The 13,090-nt window shown below is 43.3% G+C and carries 13 protein-coding genes and 1 riboswitch; of the genes, 2 read left to right on the top strand and 11 right to left on the bottom strand.

What is annotated here, in order from left to right; all coding sequences use genetic code 11:
- Window positions 1-306: 306 nt before the first annotated feature.
- Genes ACTWPM_RS08545 through ACTWPM_RS08520 form a run of 6 tightly spaced genes read right to left on the bottom strand, consistent with a single transcriptional unit; the run spans window position 307 to window position 5,154 of the window.
- Entirely contained in the window at window positions 307-1,080 is a 774-nt protein-coding gene (locus ACTWPM_RS08545) for an SDR family oxidoreductase (RefSeq protein ID WP_443132641.1), read from the bottom strand.
- Window positions 1,070-2,299 (bottom strand): acyl-CoA dehydrogenase, encoded by a 1,230-nt coding sequence (locus ACTWPM_RS08540; protein ID WP_443132640.1) that lies wholly within the window; start codon window positions 2,297-2,299, stop codon window positions 1,070-1,072. The genes ACTWPM_RS08545 and ACTWPM_RS08540 overlap by 11 nt, the downstream gene beginning before the upstream one ends.
- Window positions 2,300-2,324: 25 nt before the next feature.
- The gene (locus ACTWPM_RS08535; RefSeq protein WP_443132639.1) at window positions 2,325-2,744 is read right to left on the bottom strand and encodes a MaoC/PaaZ C-terminal domain-containing protein; all 420 of its coding nucleotides are present in this window, start codon (window positions 2,742-2,744) and stop codon (window positions 2,325-2,327) included.
- Window positions 2,741-3,175, bottom strand: coding sequence for a MaoC family dehydratase N-terminal domain-containing protein (locus ACTWPM_RS08530; RefSeq protein ID WP_443132638.1), 435 nt, complete (start codon window positions 3,173-3,175; stop codon window positions 2,741-2,743). The genes ACTWPM_RS08535 and ACTWPM_RS08530 overlap by 4 nt, the downstream gene beginning before the upstream one ends.
- Window positions 3,176-3,196: 21 nt before the next feature.
- Window positions 3,197-3,961: a beta-ketoacyl-ACP reductase gene (locus tag ACTWPM_RS08525; protein WP_443132637.1), complete on the bottom strand. Its 765-nt coding sequence runs from the start codon at window positions 3,959-3,961 to the stop codon at window positions 3,197-3,199.
- A 23-nt stretch (window positions 3,962-3,984) separates the two neighbouring features.
- Entirely contained in the window at window positions 3,985-5,154 is a 1,170-nt protein-coding gene (locus tag ACTWPM_RS08520; RefSeq protein WP_443132636.1) for an acyl-CoA dehydrogenase family protein, read from the bottom strand.
- 288 nt (window positions 5,155-5,442) lie between these two features.
- Window positions 5,443-5,549, top strand: a riboswitch (SAM riboswitch).
- A 122-nt stretch (window positions 5,550-5,671) separates the two neighbouring features.
- Between ACTWPM_RS08520 and ACTWPM_RS08515 the strand changes: the two genes are divergently transcribed.
- Window positions 5,672-5,845, top strand: coding sequence for a hypothetical protein (locus tag ACTWPM_RS08515; protein WP_443132635.1), 174 nt, complete (start codon window positions 5,672-5,674; stop codon window positions 5,843-5,845).
- A gap of 68 nt (window positions 5,846-5,913) precedes the next feature.
- Here the strand turns inward: ACTWPM_RS08515 and ACTWPM_RS08510 are convergent, their stop codons facing one another.
- The 4 genes from ACTWPM_RS08510 to ACTWPM_RS08495 form a co-directional block, all read right to left on the bottom strand.
- Window positions 5,914-6,306 carry an ectoine synthase gene (locus ACTWPM_RS08510; protein ID WP_443132634.1) on the bottom strand — a complete coding sequence of 131 codons (393 nt, stop codon included), beginning with the start codon at window positions 6,304-6,306 and terminating at the stop codon, window positions 5,914-5,916.
- The gene (gene ectB / locus ACTWPM_RS08505) at window positions 6,303-7,592 is read right to left on the bottom strand and encodes a diaminobutyrate--2-oxoglutarate transaminase (RefSeq protein WP_443132633.1); all 1,290 of its coding nucleotides are present in this window, start codon (window positions 7,590-7,592) and stop codon (window positions 6,303-6,305) included. Before ectB ends, ACTWPM_RS08510 begins: the two co-directional genes overlap by 4 nt.
- 15 nt (window positions 7,593-7,607) lie before the next feature.
- Window positions 7,608-8,111: a diaminobutyrate acetyltransferase gene (gene ectA / locus ACTWPM_RS08500; protein ID WP_443132723.1), complete on the bottom strand. Its 504-nt coding sequence runs from the start codon at window positions 8,109-8,111 to the stop codon at window positions 7,608-7,610.
- Window positions 8,112-9,409: 1,298 nt separating this feature from the next.
- Complete coding sequence (locus ACTWPM_RS08495) at window positions 9,410-10,228, bottom strand: hypothetical protein (protein ID WP_443132632.1); 819 nt, start codon at window positions 10,226-10,228, stop codon at window positions 9,410-9,412.
- A 201-nt stretch (window positions 10,229-10,429) separates the two neighbouring features.
- Between ACTWPM_RS08495 and ACTWPM_RS08490 the strand changes: the two genes are divergently transcribed.
- Window positions 10,430-10,786, top strand: a complete 357-nt coding sequence (locus ACTWPM_RS08490) for a DUF4870 domain-containing protein (RefSeq protein WP_443132631.1) — start codon at window positions 10,430-10,432, stop codon at window positions 10,784-10,786.
- 18 nt (window positions 10,787-10,804) lie between these two features.
- On the opposite strand, the gene ACTWPM_RS08485 is transcribed toward ACTWPM_RS08490, so the two are convergent.
- Window positions 10,805-12,862, bottom strand: coding sequence for a LuxR C-terminal-related transcriptional regulator (locus ACTWPM_RS08485; RefSeq protein WP_443132630.1), 2,058 nt, complete (start codon window positions 12,860-12,862; stop codon window positions 10,805-10,807).
- Window positions 12,863-13,090: the final 228 nt, after the last annotated feature.

Genomic DNA, 13,090 nt, shown 5'->3' with positions numbered 1-13,090 from the left:
ATTTTTTGTCTCTCTTAAAGTTCCGAGATGATTTTAAAGTTAAGCTCCCGTTTGTGGAAGACTCAGTTTCAAGATAAATAGGTCCGGTGCTTTAGATGGAAAAGGGTTGGTTGGGAAATAACTAGCTTTCCTGTGGCCCTACACGACGTAGGGTCGATCGACGTTGCTTCGTGCAGGGCCGCGGAAAGCGAGTCGTTCCCTGTAGCCCCTTTCTCCACAAAATACCTTGAAACTGAGTCTTACAGTAAACGGCCCTATTGCTTAATAAGTCTTTTCATGAAAAATCAACACTTAACAGAGCTTTTTTTACATTGCATGTGTGCCGCCATCAACGATGATGACGTCACCTGTAATATGATCAGAAGCCGCTGAACTTAAGAAAATAGCCGCTCCTTTTAAATCATCCTCACTGCCAAACTTCCGTAAAGGTGTGCCTTCAAGAAAGGCATCCCCGCCTCTTTCCATAAGTACTTTGGACATTTTTGTCGGGAAAAACCCTGGAGCAATAGCATTCACACAAATGCCTCGCGGTCCCCACTTCACCGCCAGATCCTTGGTGAAGGTGAGAACAGCTCCTTTACTGGAGTTATAGCCGATCGTGTCCATATATTTTGGATCCGAGCCCTTCAAGCCGGCCACAGACGATATGTTAATGATTTTGCCGGACCCCTGTTCAAGCATAACTTTCCCTGCCATTTGCGACATGAGAAAAGTACCGGTCACATTTACGTTGAACACTTTCTGCCAGGCTTCAAGCGGCATATCCTCGGCCGGGGCTCCCCAGGTTGCGCCGCTATTATTCACTAATATATCAATGCGTCCAAAATGGTTGACGGTTTCGTCCACGACCCTCTGCATACTATCAGGATTGGTTACATCACATTCAAAAGCAAGAGAATCTACGCCAAGCTCTTTTAACTGGCTGCTCACCTCTTCGCACGCATCAAGCTTTCGTGAGCAAACCACCACATGGGCTCCGGATTCCGCAAAACCCTCGGCGATCTGTTTACCAAGGCCCCGCCCGCCTCCGGTCACAATTGCCACCTTATCGGTAAGATCAAATAGCTGTTTAGCGTGCATATTCGCCACTCCGATCCTGCGTTTTCTTAAGTTCATATTTAGCAACCGCGCGGCGGTGAACTTCATCGGGTCCGTCTGCCAATCGCAGCGTCCGGATATTTGCCCACTGCGATGCCAGAATCGTATCCTGGCTGACGCCTGCAGCGCCAAACGCCTGAATGGCTCGGTCAATGACTTTCAGTGCCATATTCGGAGCGACCACTTTTATCATCGCAATCTCTGCCTTCGCTTCTTTGTTTCCGACCGTATCCATCATATGTGCTGCTTTTAATGTAAGTAGTCTTGCCTGTTCAATCTCGATCCTCGAGTCCGCAATCCATTCACGAATCACTCCCTGATCCGCAAGCTTTTTACCAAACGTTTCGCGCTCCTGTACCCGTTCACACATTTCTTCCAGTGCTCGTTCCGCCGCGCCAATTGTTCTCATACAGTGATGAATTCTTCCGGGACCCAGTCTTCCTTGAGCAATAGCAAATCCTTTCCCTTCTCCCCAAATCAAATTGGAAGCAGGAACTCGAACATCTGAAAACTCAATCTCCGCGTGTCCGTGCGGGGCATGATCGTAGCCAAACACCGGAAGCGTCCGTTTTATCGTCACTCCCCGGGTATCAAGAGGAACCAGTATCATCGACTGTTGATCATACTTAGGAGCATCCGGGTCGTTCTTTCCCATAACGATACTGATCTTGCAGCGAGGATCTCCCGCTCCAGATGACCACCATTTCGTTCCATTGATTACGTATTCATCCCCGACTCGTTCTATACTCGTTTGAATATTAGTCGCATCAGAGGAGGCGGCGTCCGGCTCCGTCATGGAAAAGCAGGAGCGGATTTCTCCATCCAATAAAGGTCGCAGCCACTGTTCCTTCTGCTCCTTCGTTCCATATCGTTCTAGCACTTCCATGTTTCCCGTGTCTGGAGCAGCACAGTTGAAGGCTTCCGGCGCGATGCTCGATCGTCCCATAATTTCGCAGAGAGGAGCGTACTCTAAGTTGGATAGACCCGCTCCGAGTTCACTGTCCGGTAAAAACAAATTCCACAACCCTGATTCCTTAGCCTTTTCTTTCAGCTCCTCCATAATCGGCGGCACCTCAGCAAAGCGGTCTTTCTGGTTCAACTGGTCCTCATAAACCGCTTCATTGGGATAAATATAGTCATCCATAAATGCATTAAGTTTTTCCTGAAGATTTTTCACTTTATTTGAGTACTCAAAATCCATGAAATTGTCCCTCCGTTACCCCGTTTTATGTAGCTGCTGTGATAGAACGCTTACAAAACACAACATTTCCTTTGATGACATCCTTACCATCCTGATTGGCTGCACGGACGGAGAACGTCAGCTCTTCTTCACTTTGTTCATCAAGAACTGCGTGCAGAGTAATAACATCGTTCAGGAAAACCATCCCTTTGAAGCGAATGGAGTAGTCCTGAATAAATCCTTCTTCAAAATACGGAGAAATCAGCTTCGCTAAATTTCCCATTGTCCACATTCCATGAGCAATAATTCCAGGCAGCCCAGCCTTCTCAGCTTCCTCATCAATCGTATGAATCGGATTATAGTCTCCTGAAGCACCCGCATATTTAATAAGGTCAAGCCTGGATACAGGAGGGAGTGTAATCTCTTCCAGCGACTCGCCCACTTGCAAGTCTTTCAATCCAGTCATACCTTCATCTCCTTTCGAACCGCTTCCGTAATAATAACCACCTGTTCTTCTGAAAAAATAAGTCTGCCTTCCGGATCTTCGCCGTACCTTTTCACTTTTAAAAATCCCATATTTCCGCTTTTACCGCTGCGTTCATAGTAATCTTCTACTTCGGCGTAGCAAAGTATTTCTTCCTCTACAAAAAGCGGACGCTCGTAATGATAGTTTTGTTCACCGTGAATCAATCCTTTATTCGGCAGGTTCAACTCTTCAATGTCTCCGTAGTCAAATACTCTCGGAAACGTCGGCGGCGCTATATTCCGGGAATAATTTTCTTCATCCGTATAAATCGGATGCAAGTCCCCGATAGCTTCCGCAAACTTTTTCACGGCGCCCCGCTCTACTCTGTTTTTTACTTTTTCGGACCTTTTGCCAATCGTGTGCTCAAACATAGTCAGTTTCCTCCTCCCCTATTAGTCTTTAGGACCGCCGGCAACATAAATAACCTGGCCGTTTACAAACGACGAACGCTCCTCAGCATAAAAAGCAACAGCGTTCGCGATATCCTCTGGTTTCCCGCTCCGTCCTGCCGGGATTTTCTCCACGCTTGCCTGTACAAGGTCCTCGAATGAAATACCGATACGAGCAGCAGTTTCCTTCGTCATTTCGGTCTCGATAAACCCGGGAGCTACAGCATTTGCCGTAATTCCGAATTTGCCTAACTCAATCGCAAGAGTTTTGGTGAAGCCCTGCAAACCGGCTTTTGCTGTTGCATAGTTCGCCTGTCCGCGATTCCCGAGTGCCGACGTCGAAGAAATATTGATGATCCGTCCATACTTATTTTCAACCATATATTTTTGCACGGCCCGTGCTGCGTTAAACGACCCTTTTAAATGGACGTCCATCACCGTATCCCAATCGGAATCCGACATTTTGAACAGCATGTTGTCCCGAATGACCCCGGCATTATTCACCAGAATATCAACTGATCCGAATTTCTCATGTACCTCCTGGACCGCCGCTTCGACTTGACTGAAGTCTACAACGTTAGCTGTCTTGCAATAAATATCAAAACCTGCTTCCTTAAATTCACTCTCTACTTCCTGTAAAGCTTCTTCATTCACATCAATAACCGCTACATTTGCTCCTTCCTCTGCAAAACGACGGGCAATTCCTTTCCCGATTCCACGGCTTCCTCCGGTTACAAATGCGGTTCTTCCTTCAAACTGAGTTCCCATATCCATTATCCTCCCTTAGTTATCTAGCCGATTTTCACATGACCTTTTAATAGATTCCTGGAAATAATTAATCGCTGGATTTCGTCTGTACCGTCATAAATCCTCCATAACCTCGCTTCACGGTACCAGCGTTCGATCGGAAGTTCTCTTGTGTAGCCCATACCTCCGTGAATTTGAAGTACGCGGTCTACGACGTTGTTCCCCATGGTTGCGCCGTACAGCTTTGCCATTGAAGCGTAGTGACGGTTATCTTCTCCGTTATCGAGTGTGAACGCTGCATTCAATACGAGCCATTTGGCTGCTTCGATTTCTACTGCTGAATCAGCAATCTGCCACTGAATGGCCTGTCGAGTCCCAATCGGCTTTCCGAAAGTCTCGCGCTCATTGGCATAATCAATCGCCATATTTAATAACCGTTCTGCTGCTCCCACAGCCCTTGCTCCAACAACCCACCGGGCAAAACCGATCCATTCAAGTCCAAGTTCATACCCACGGTTTATCTCACCTAAAATATTTTCTTCCGGTACCCGCACGTTATCGAAGACGAGCGCTGCCGGCCCCCATTCACCCATCGTATGGATGTATTCAGACTTCCATCCCATCGAACGGTCTGCAATAAAGCAGGTAACCCCTTCTCTTCCAGCTGACGATTGGTGAAGTTCCTTGTCGGTGACCGCAATGACCATTACAAAGTCCGCTTCATTTCCGCCGGTGATAAATGTTTTCTCCCCATTTAATACCCACTCATTTCCGTCTTTCACAGCAGTCATACGGATATTACGCGTATCAGACCCTGCTCCGGGCTCTGTCATCGCAAAGCAGGATTTTAACTCGTCATTAATGGTAGGGATCAGGTACTTCTGCTTCTGCTCCTCATTGCCATAGTACAAAATATTGTCAGCTGAACCTCCAAACTGGAAAGGAACGAATGTCCTCGCTACTTCCATCTGTACAATGGCAAGCATCATCTGTCCAAGATCAGCGCCGCCATATTCCTCCGGCGTATTGATTCCCCAAAATCCAGCTTCTTTCGCCTTCATCTGAAGCTCTTTCATTTTACCTTCGGGCAGGCTTGGCTTTCCTTCCCGCTCGTTGCGGAGCACATCATTCTCTAAAGGAATTAATTCCTTTTCTACAAATTTACGAATGGTCTTTTTAACCATTTCTTGTTCTTCCGTTAATCGCAAATGCATATCACTATCCCCAATCTTTGTTATTTTAAAAAGATGGACAAATAACATACCTACTGGTTAGTATGTTTAGTTTTATATTATTTTAAATTTTCGGAAAATACAACACTTATTGCATAAATTCTGGATATGATTTGCTAAATATTCGTGATCATTATTCTATTTCGAAGTTATTCATTATAAATCGTATAAATTCGGCATCTTTCGCATATTGGCTGGTGTTCTTTTTCAAAAATATGATTAACAGATTCTGTTATGTGGTATAGGTAATTGTAGACTTTAAAACCGAATTCCTTATAACGAGCCGGGGGAGGAAACTGGTCTTTTGATCCCGCAGCAACCTCTATTAAGTCATAGAAGGTGCTCATTCCAGCAGGCAATTGTCTGAAAGATAAGGAGAGGACGCCGAACTTACAACCTCTTCTCACTTGGAAGAGGTTTTATTTTGTTGATATATCTTAGAGAGTTTATAGATTTAGTGATTTTAAATTAATTTAGTTAATAAGAGGAGGAATCATCAATGTCCAGACTTCGAGATGCCGTGATAAAGCGCAGGAACTATCTTATCGGGCAATTAAGTCAAACCCGTAATTACAAATATAAACGAGACAATCTTTTAAATATGCCCCTGCAAAACTTGGAAAGTGAATACGATCTGCTCAAGGATAAAATTGGTGAACCAGTTTGCTCTTAATGAAAATAGTATGAATCCCATAAAAAAGAGCGCTTGGAAGTAAAAATAACTTCCAAGCGCTCTTTGTTTTATTTACTTTCTTCCGGCAGGCGATAAACGCCTTCTTCATCATGTACTTCATTTCCCACCAGCGCAGGATTGAATACACAAACAACTCGGAAATCCGTTTTCGCACGCAAATAATGTTTCTCATGCCCATCCAGGCAATACATCGTTCCAGGTTTTATCTGATACTTCTTCCCGTCTTTCAATGTTTCGATCTCGGCTTCCCCTTCAATGCAGTACACCGCTTCAATGTGATTCTTATACCAGATATACGTTTCTGTACCCGCATAAAGAACCGTATCATGAAGGCTGAAACCAACATTATCATCCTTCAGAAGAAATCTTCTGCTTTTCCAGTTATCATCTTTTACTTCGCGTTCTGTTCCGATTAGATCTTCGAGTTTTACTACATTCATACTTTTGCTTCCTCCTTGCCTAGCACGGCTTTTATGCTTTCTTCAATAATATCTAAACCTTTAGAGATACCTTCTTTGTCGATTACTAAAGGAGGTAGCATCTTAAGAACTTCATCGTCCGGTCCTGATGTTTCAATAATTAGACCTTTCTTAAAGGCTTCACCGGCAATTTGCTCCGCCAATCCTTCCTTCTTACTGGCAATTCCGAGCATTAATCCACGCCCGCGAACCTCACCTTCCAGCTCAGGATAATCCTTCACGAACTGATGCAGGCGTTTTTGGAAAAGTTCACTCTTCTCTTCAATAGATTCGCTGAAGTCATTCGTTTTCCAATAATTCAGCGCCTCTGCTGCTGTAACAAAGGCCAGATTGTTCCCACGGAATGTACCATTGTGTTCACCTGGTCCCCACTGGTCATACTCAGGCTTGATCAAGGTAATGGCCATAGGCAGTCCGCTTCCACTGATCGACTTGGACAGGCACACTACATCTGGTGAAATTCCTGCTTTTTCAAAACTGAAGAATGTACCTGTGCGCCCACATCCTGCCTGCACATCATCTACAATCAGCATAATATCGAGACGGTGGCATAGTTCTTCTACTTTTTTCAGCCACTCAAAGCTTGCTGCATTGATTCCGCCTTCTCCCTGAACGGTTTCCAGGATAATAGCAGCTGGAAGATCAATACCGCTTCCGCCGTCCTGAATCATTTTTTCGAGGTAATCCAGGGAATCATATCCATCCATGTAATCATCGTATGGCATCGCCATGCTGTAGGTTAGTGGAATTCCAGCTCCGTGACGTTTAAAGGAGTTTCCTGTAACAGAAAGTGCACCGATCGTCATACCATGGAATGCATTCGTAAACGTAACCACCTTTTCACGGCCGGTTACTTTTCTAGCAATTTTAAGCGCACTTTCAACGGTATTGGTTCCTGTAGGACCAGGAAACATAATTTTATAACTCATGTTTCTAGGCTCAAGAATAACTTCGTTAAACTTTTTCAGAAATTCAGCCCGGGCATTTGTTGCCATATCAAGACTGTGAAGCAATCCATCACTTTGTATATATTCAATCAGCTTTTGCTGCATAGCATCGTCGTTATGGCCGTAGTTCAGGGCCCCTGCACCCGCGAAAAAGTCAATGTAGGTATTGCCATTCCCGTCCCACATTTGATAGCCCTTGGCTTTTTCAAAAGTAGTCGGAAAACTGCGGCTGTAACTGCGAACTTCTGATTCAAGATTTTCAAAAATACTCATGTCCATGTTTTGGTTAGAATTAGTCATTAAGAGTAGGTCCTCCTAGTTTTTTAGTGGTCCGATTTTGAATGTGTTCTCTTGCTCATGGTCCTCCCCTGGGAAATCGTCTTCCTCAAAACAAACACTGATGTCACAAGGAACTTCTTTCTTCTTGGCAAAACCCTTAAATAATTTTTGGGAAGGTTTGTTTGAAGGGGAAACTGTCGCTTCTATATATCTAACATCTTCGTGACGATCTACGATATGATCAATCATCCTTGTTGCGAGTCCTTGCCCCCGCTCGGTTTCAGCTACCGCTACCTGCCAAATAAATAAGGTATCTGGTGAAGCCGGGTGGATAAATCCTGAAATAAACCCAACCGTGTCCCCATCATCCTTCACTACTACTGAGGTATCGCTGAAAAATTCACACCACAGCAGGTAGCTGTATGAGGAATTCAAGTCAAGAATGGGAATGTTCTCAATCATTTCATACACTTCTGCTCCATCTGATTTTTCTGGTTTACAAAATTGATATTTTTTTACTTCCTTTGTAGTTGTTGGAATAAAATCACCTCAAGAAACTTATTTTTTCTGAAAGTTCTGGCAAGTGCACAATTAGACACTAATAAAGGATCGTAAATAAGTCAAAGCCGCTCAATAGCGGTTTATTAAGCAATGAGGTGATGACACGTACTGAATGGTAATTTTTAGGTCGATTGCTTTAACAAAGGTCCACATAAGTCCTTATCCTCTGTTTTTTAAAAAAACGTAATGGAAACCCCTTGATACACAAGGGATCTAGTCTATTAGAACTATTTTTAAAAAATTATATAAATTTGATAAAAAGGGCTTAAATAGTTACGGGGACGTTTTTCACCGTATTTCTATATAAAATATGAACACCTATTATTGGATTTCATTAAATTCTAAAATTATAAGTCTTTGTGCTCTTAAAAAAAGAGACTTCCTTTTTTGATGAAGGAAGTCTCTTTCTCATACAATATTGTTTTTATTATATTAAGTTCTGTTAAACTTCCGTGTTGATTTAAAGGTAAAGCTCCTATTACTTGAAGGCTTGATTTCGAGATAAATGGTCCCGTTACTCTAGATGGAAAAGAGTTGGTGGGGAAATAACTCGTCTTGTTCCATCACCCAGACACTCGAGACATAAGCCGTTCATCAACGGACGGAAAAACCACCATCCTTTTGATGATCGGCTTATGCTGGTCGTGTCTTTCGGGGCGATTGCACATTTGAACACTTTCCTATGGGGGAACGGTGAGCTTCCTCGCTCGTTTCACTCCCTGCGGGATCTCACCTAGTCCCTTCTCCCATGGGAGTCTCGCCATTTCCCCACCACCCCAGCCACGGGAGAATAACGGACCCTTCCAGAAGAGAGAATCCTCGCCTTCTTAACTGGCCTTAAATGCTTCTATGACAGGCTATTCCAGATCTTTATAGCATGAAAATAGCCTCATATTCACATGCTCATTTTGTGGATCAAGAAGATATCTTAAGTGGTTTCGAGTTGCTGATTTGGCAAGGTCCGGAGGGGGACGATGAAGACTCCTGTGAGATGAACATGATCGGTAAGATCCCGGAATGCGAAGCTGAAGCTTACCACATGCCCACGGAAAGCGAATTGTCCCCCACAGGACCTTTCTTCTCATAAAATATCTCGAAACTGAGTCTTACAGTAAGCGGTCCGATAGTGTAATAAGTCTCTTATGAATAACCAAGAATAAACTTTAACAGAGCCATTGCATTAAAGAGTACGAACGGTTTTAATTCTGCACTGAGAAACCTCGCAGTCATGAAAAGCTCTTCAGAAGGTTTAACACCATCTCTGGAGATCATTTTCTTTATTTACGCAGTTCCAAATCTGAAATCTGAAAACTGGCTTCTCCCTGATCCTGTTGTACCTTCCAGCTGGTCATAACTTGATAGTCTCCTAAATCACCGACTTCCCAGGTTGATTTTTCTCCTTCACTTGTCACTTCATATGTGTAAGTCTTCATTTTAACCTCGCCAATTGTCTTCTGATCCTTGCCGAGTTTCGAGACCTTTACCCCCGGATACTGGGTCTGGTTTTGCAGGATATCCGTAACCTCCGTGCGATCTGTCAGGTTAAACGGCATTAAGAGCATCATTACATAAGACTGCCCCGCCATTTGAAGCACTTCGCCTTCCATCTTTTCTCCTCCGGCAACCATGCGTTTCGTTTCACCTGCACTGGTTACCCACAGCTCTATTACTTCTCCTGAGCCGCCGTCTTCTTCCATGTTGACTTTAATATGGTTGGCCAATTCCCCATTCACTTCTTCTTCGCCAATTCTTTGCATGGTAATCTTTAAACTGCTGCCAGGTGAATCAAAGGAATAGGATATAAGTGAGAATTTATCCATGATATCTGTAAACCCTTCGATTTGCTGGAGTTTGCTTACATCCCACTCGGCTTCGGTTTCCGTACCTTCGCTTTCACTGGTGTCCGTGTCGGTGGCTGACACTTCACTTACTTCCTCCGTACTGTTTTCTTCATCCATACCTTCACCACTGGCTTCTTCTACGGCTTGATCATTGCTTTCCTGCTCATTTGTACTGTCCGAACCGCCGCATCCAGCGAGTACCACCATAAACATCATGGCGATGGAAATAAAACGGATGAGTAACGACACCCTCATAAAACGCCCTCCTTTTAATTGCATTTACCAGTCGGTCTGTTTCCCATTCAGCATACCAGGCAGAGAAAGGAAGAGTAATTATACTCCAGTATAGTTTCTATGGATCAGCTGAAAAAATTATACCTAAGTATAATTCCTTTTGGTTCACATTCGTATTACTTTAAAAGTACGGTACTTACATTAAACTGAAAGGCGGGCGAAATGATGGATTCGCAAAACGTAAAAAATAACAGCGGATTTGCAAAGGACGTGGAAGACAATAAGGTCATTGCTATCCTGGCTTATCTTGTGTTTTTCCTCCCCCTTCTAGCCGCTAAAGAATCAAGATTTGCCATGTATCATGGAAACCAGGGTTTTCTTTTGTTTCTGTTGCTTTTAGCCGTTAATACAGTGGGAACCGTGGTCCCTATCCTCGGCTGGCTTATCATTCTCCCTATTGGAAACCTCTTAATCCTAGCTCTTTTGATCATGGGAATTATCAATGCCTCTAAAGGGGAAGAAAAACCCCTTCCTGTTATAGGAAAATATACAATTATCAAGCCTCCGGAATCTCATTAATCCAGAGCGTTGTAAACATTAAAGATAAGGAGACATTTCCATAATTCTTTTCATAAGCTGGGTCCGGTTTTTAACCTGAAACTTTTTCAAAATACTGCCGACATGTTTTTTAACTGTAATTTCAGTAATATGAAGCTGCTCAGCTATGGCTTTATTAGAAAGTTCTTCGTGAATACCAAGAAGAATTTCTTTTTCCCGTTTCGTTAAACGGTGACGGTCAGCCACATGAAGCACGTGAGCTTTCTCATGAGAAACGGTCTGAGAAAATTGTTTTAAATACTGAATTAAACGCGGGCCTCTGACATCAAGCAGAAATGTTGGCGAAGGCTGATCAGGGCCAAAATCATAATGAGTGGCATCCGGCAGCTTTTCGAACCCGAAGGCCTGAGTTAATTGCTGAAAGAAAGGGATGGGGGTAGAAGTGATGATTCTGCCCCCGGACAATAAAAGCGGAAATAAGTTGTACAATAGAAAAGAGCGTGTATGGCTATCTTCCGGATTTAAACAGTCCAGCATTCGAATAAACCACCCCGAATAAGAATCTTCACTTACACAGTATTCTTCTTCCTCTTCCTTGGATAACTGCCTGAAATAAGCACGCGAAACAGGTTCTTTTTTTAAGTGTTTGATGGTTTTCTTATTGATTGGAACTATAATCGAAAGTCCAATCGTCTCTCCATCCTCATCCTTTACGAGCCGGCTTACATTGAATCCCAGTTTTCTTACATACTCCGGTCCAATCAGATCATTTTCCTTCTTATTATGCTCAGCGGAAACATAGTAGTGGTGGGTGGTGTCTGTCTCCCGGTTATAGTAATTAGCTACACTGTCCTGTTCGTAGCGGTTTCTTTTCTTGAAGTATTCTTCTACTTCTTTAAAGTTATGAGCCCCAACATGTTCAATATACTTTTTCTTCTGGTCTGTTTCCTGAAAAAATGCAGATCGGATCACCTCTTCACCAAGATGGTAAAAATATTCGGCAATCTCCCAGGTAGAACTCTGATTTCGATTAATTTGCTGGAGATAATAGGAAGCACTCCGCCTTTTTAAAGACTGATAGTGTTCAGGGGTCCGCTCCTGAATATTTAATATAATAGCTGATCTGATAATTTCATGGATCCCCCATCCATGATTGGTTCGATTAATAAAGGAAAGTGAAGTGAGTCTAGTAAAAGCGGTGGTGGTCGTTCTTTCATCTAAAATGAAATTAAGGGTAGCTTGGTCAAAGTGACGCAGCACGGCGGCAGCTTCTAACAGGCGCTGAAGCTCTGGGTCGTTCACTTCACTCAGCCATTTAGAGGTGAGATAGGTGAGAATTTCTTGTTTTTTATGGGGATGATGAGTTGTTTCTTCTTTATTGCCGTAGGCCATAGCCGATAGTGATAAGGTAAGCGGGTGCCCACTCGTAAAATGCCAATAGTCCTGGATCTCCGAATGTTTCGTTACCCCTGCCTTAGTCAAATACAGACGAGTTTGATCATAAGTGAAGGCTGTTAATTTTATTTGTGTTATGAGGGAGCGCCAGGCTGGTGACTCCATCCATCCTTCTGTGAGCGGATGGCGGCCGGCAAGGATAATCGAAATCGATTGAGGGAGAGATCTGAGAAATACTTCACGGAACCAGCGATCGAGTGAACCTATCTTTTCATAAGTATCTACAGCTATTATAATCCGATGATTTTTAGAAAATTCATTCAACACATGCAAGCACTGGTTTAGAGGGGTTTCATGAGATTGGCTCGAGACCTCCAGGGACAACTTGGAATCTAATAGAATTAACAATTGCTCGGCCAGCATTGAAGGGGACTGAGTAAAATCCTCACTGTCTAACACCAGGAAAACCATTCCATCCAGAGATTCTGCCAGCCGTTGAAATGCGCGGATCAAGAAGGTTTTACCAATTCCGCCCATCCCATAAATGTGTAATATTCGTTTAGTTTCCTTACTGCTTTCAATAAAGTCACGAAAATGCTGCAGTTCTCTACCGCGACCAACAAACCGGTCATTTTCCAAATCCATAAGAGTGGTATTCCATTCTTCCTCACGCAGTTCCTTATCCGCATTGGATAACCACATATCCAGCCCTCCATTGTAATATACACTTCAAGGCCTTATTATTTCATAAAAAAGGTAAAAAGACCTGCAGTGCCTTTTTCTTTCTATACTATAAATTTACCACATTTTTCTCTTCACTTTAGCTAATGAACGTAAATTATTTAATGTTTCCCTTAAACAACTTGTAAATTCTGAAACAAAATTACTTACTAATCGTATGTTTGATAGCAGATAGATTGGAAGGATTGA

Source organism: Halobacillus sp. K22 (assembly GCF_052246795.1).
Lineage (GTDB): Bacteria > Bacillota > Bacilli > Bacillales > Halobacillaceae > Halobacillus.
The sequence above is the reverse complement of the archived record's forward strand: the minus strand, read 5'-3'. Positions and strand labels throughout refer to the sequence as shown.

Excerpts from the sequence above, each read along its gene's own strand:
- ACTWPM_RS08545 (WP_443132641.1), bottom strand. The coding sequence starts at position 1,080 with ATGCACGCTAAACAGCTATTTGATCTTACCGATAAGGTGGCAATTGTG.
- ACTWPM_RS08540 (WP_443132640.1), bottom strand. The coding sequence starts at position 2,299 with ATGGATTTTGAGTACTCAAATAAAGTGAAAAATCTTCAGGAAAAACTT.
- ACTWPM_RS08535 (WP_443132639.1), bottom strand. The coding sequence starts at position 2,744 with ATGACTGGATTGAAAGACTTGCAAGTGGGCGAGTCGCTGGAAGAGATT.
- ACTWPM_RS08530 (WP_443132638.1), bottom strand. The coding sequence starts at position 3,175 with ATGTTTGAGCACACGATTGGCAAAAGGTCCGAAAAAGTAAAAAACAGA.
- ACTWPM_RS08525 (WP_443132637.1), bottom strand. The coding sequence starts at position 3,961 with ATGGGAACTCAGTTTGAAGGAAGAACCGCATTTGTAACCGGAGGAAGC.
- ACTWPM_RS08520 (WP_443132636.1), bottom strand. The coding sequence starts at position 5,154 with ATGCATTTGCGATTAACGGAAGAACAAGAAATGGTTAAAAAGACCATT.
- ACTWPM_RS08515 (WP_443132635.1), top strand. The coding sequence starts at position 5,672 with ATGTCCAGACTTCGAGATGCCGTGATAAAGCGCAGGAACTATCTTATC.
- ACTWPM_RS08510 (WP_443132634.1), bottom strand. The coding sequence starts at position 6,306 with ATGAATGTAGTAAAACTCGAAGATCTAATCGGAACAGAACGCGAAGTA.
- ectB (WP_443132633.1), bottom strand. The coding sequence starts at position 7,592 with ATGACTAATTCTAACCAAAACATGGACATGAGTATTTTTGAAAATCTT.
- ACTWPM_RS08495 (WP_443132632.1), bottom strand. The coding sequence starts at position 10,228 with ATGAGGGTGTCGTTACTCATCCGTTTTATTTCCATCGCCATGATGTTT.
- ACTWPM_RS08490 (WP_443132631.1), top strand. The coding sequence starts at position 10,430 with ATGATGGATTCGCAAAACGTAAAAAATAACAGCGGATTTGCAAAGGAC.
- ACTWPM_RS08485 (WP_443132630.1), bottom strand. The coding sequence starts at position 12,862 with ATGTGGTTATCCAATGCGGATAAGGAACTGCGTGAGGAAGAATGGAAT.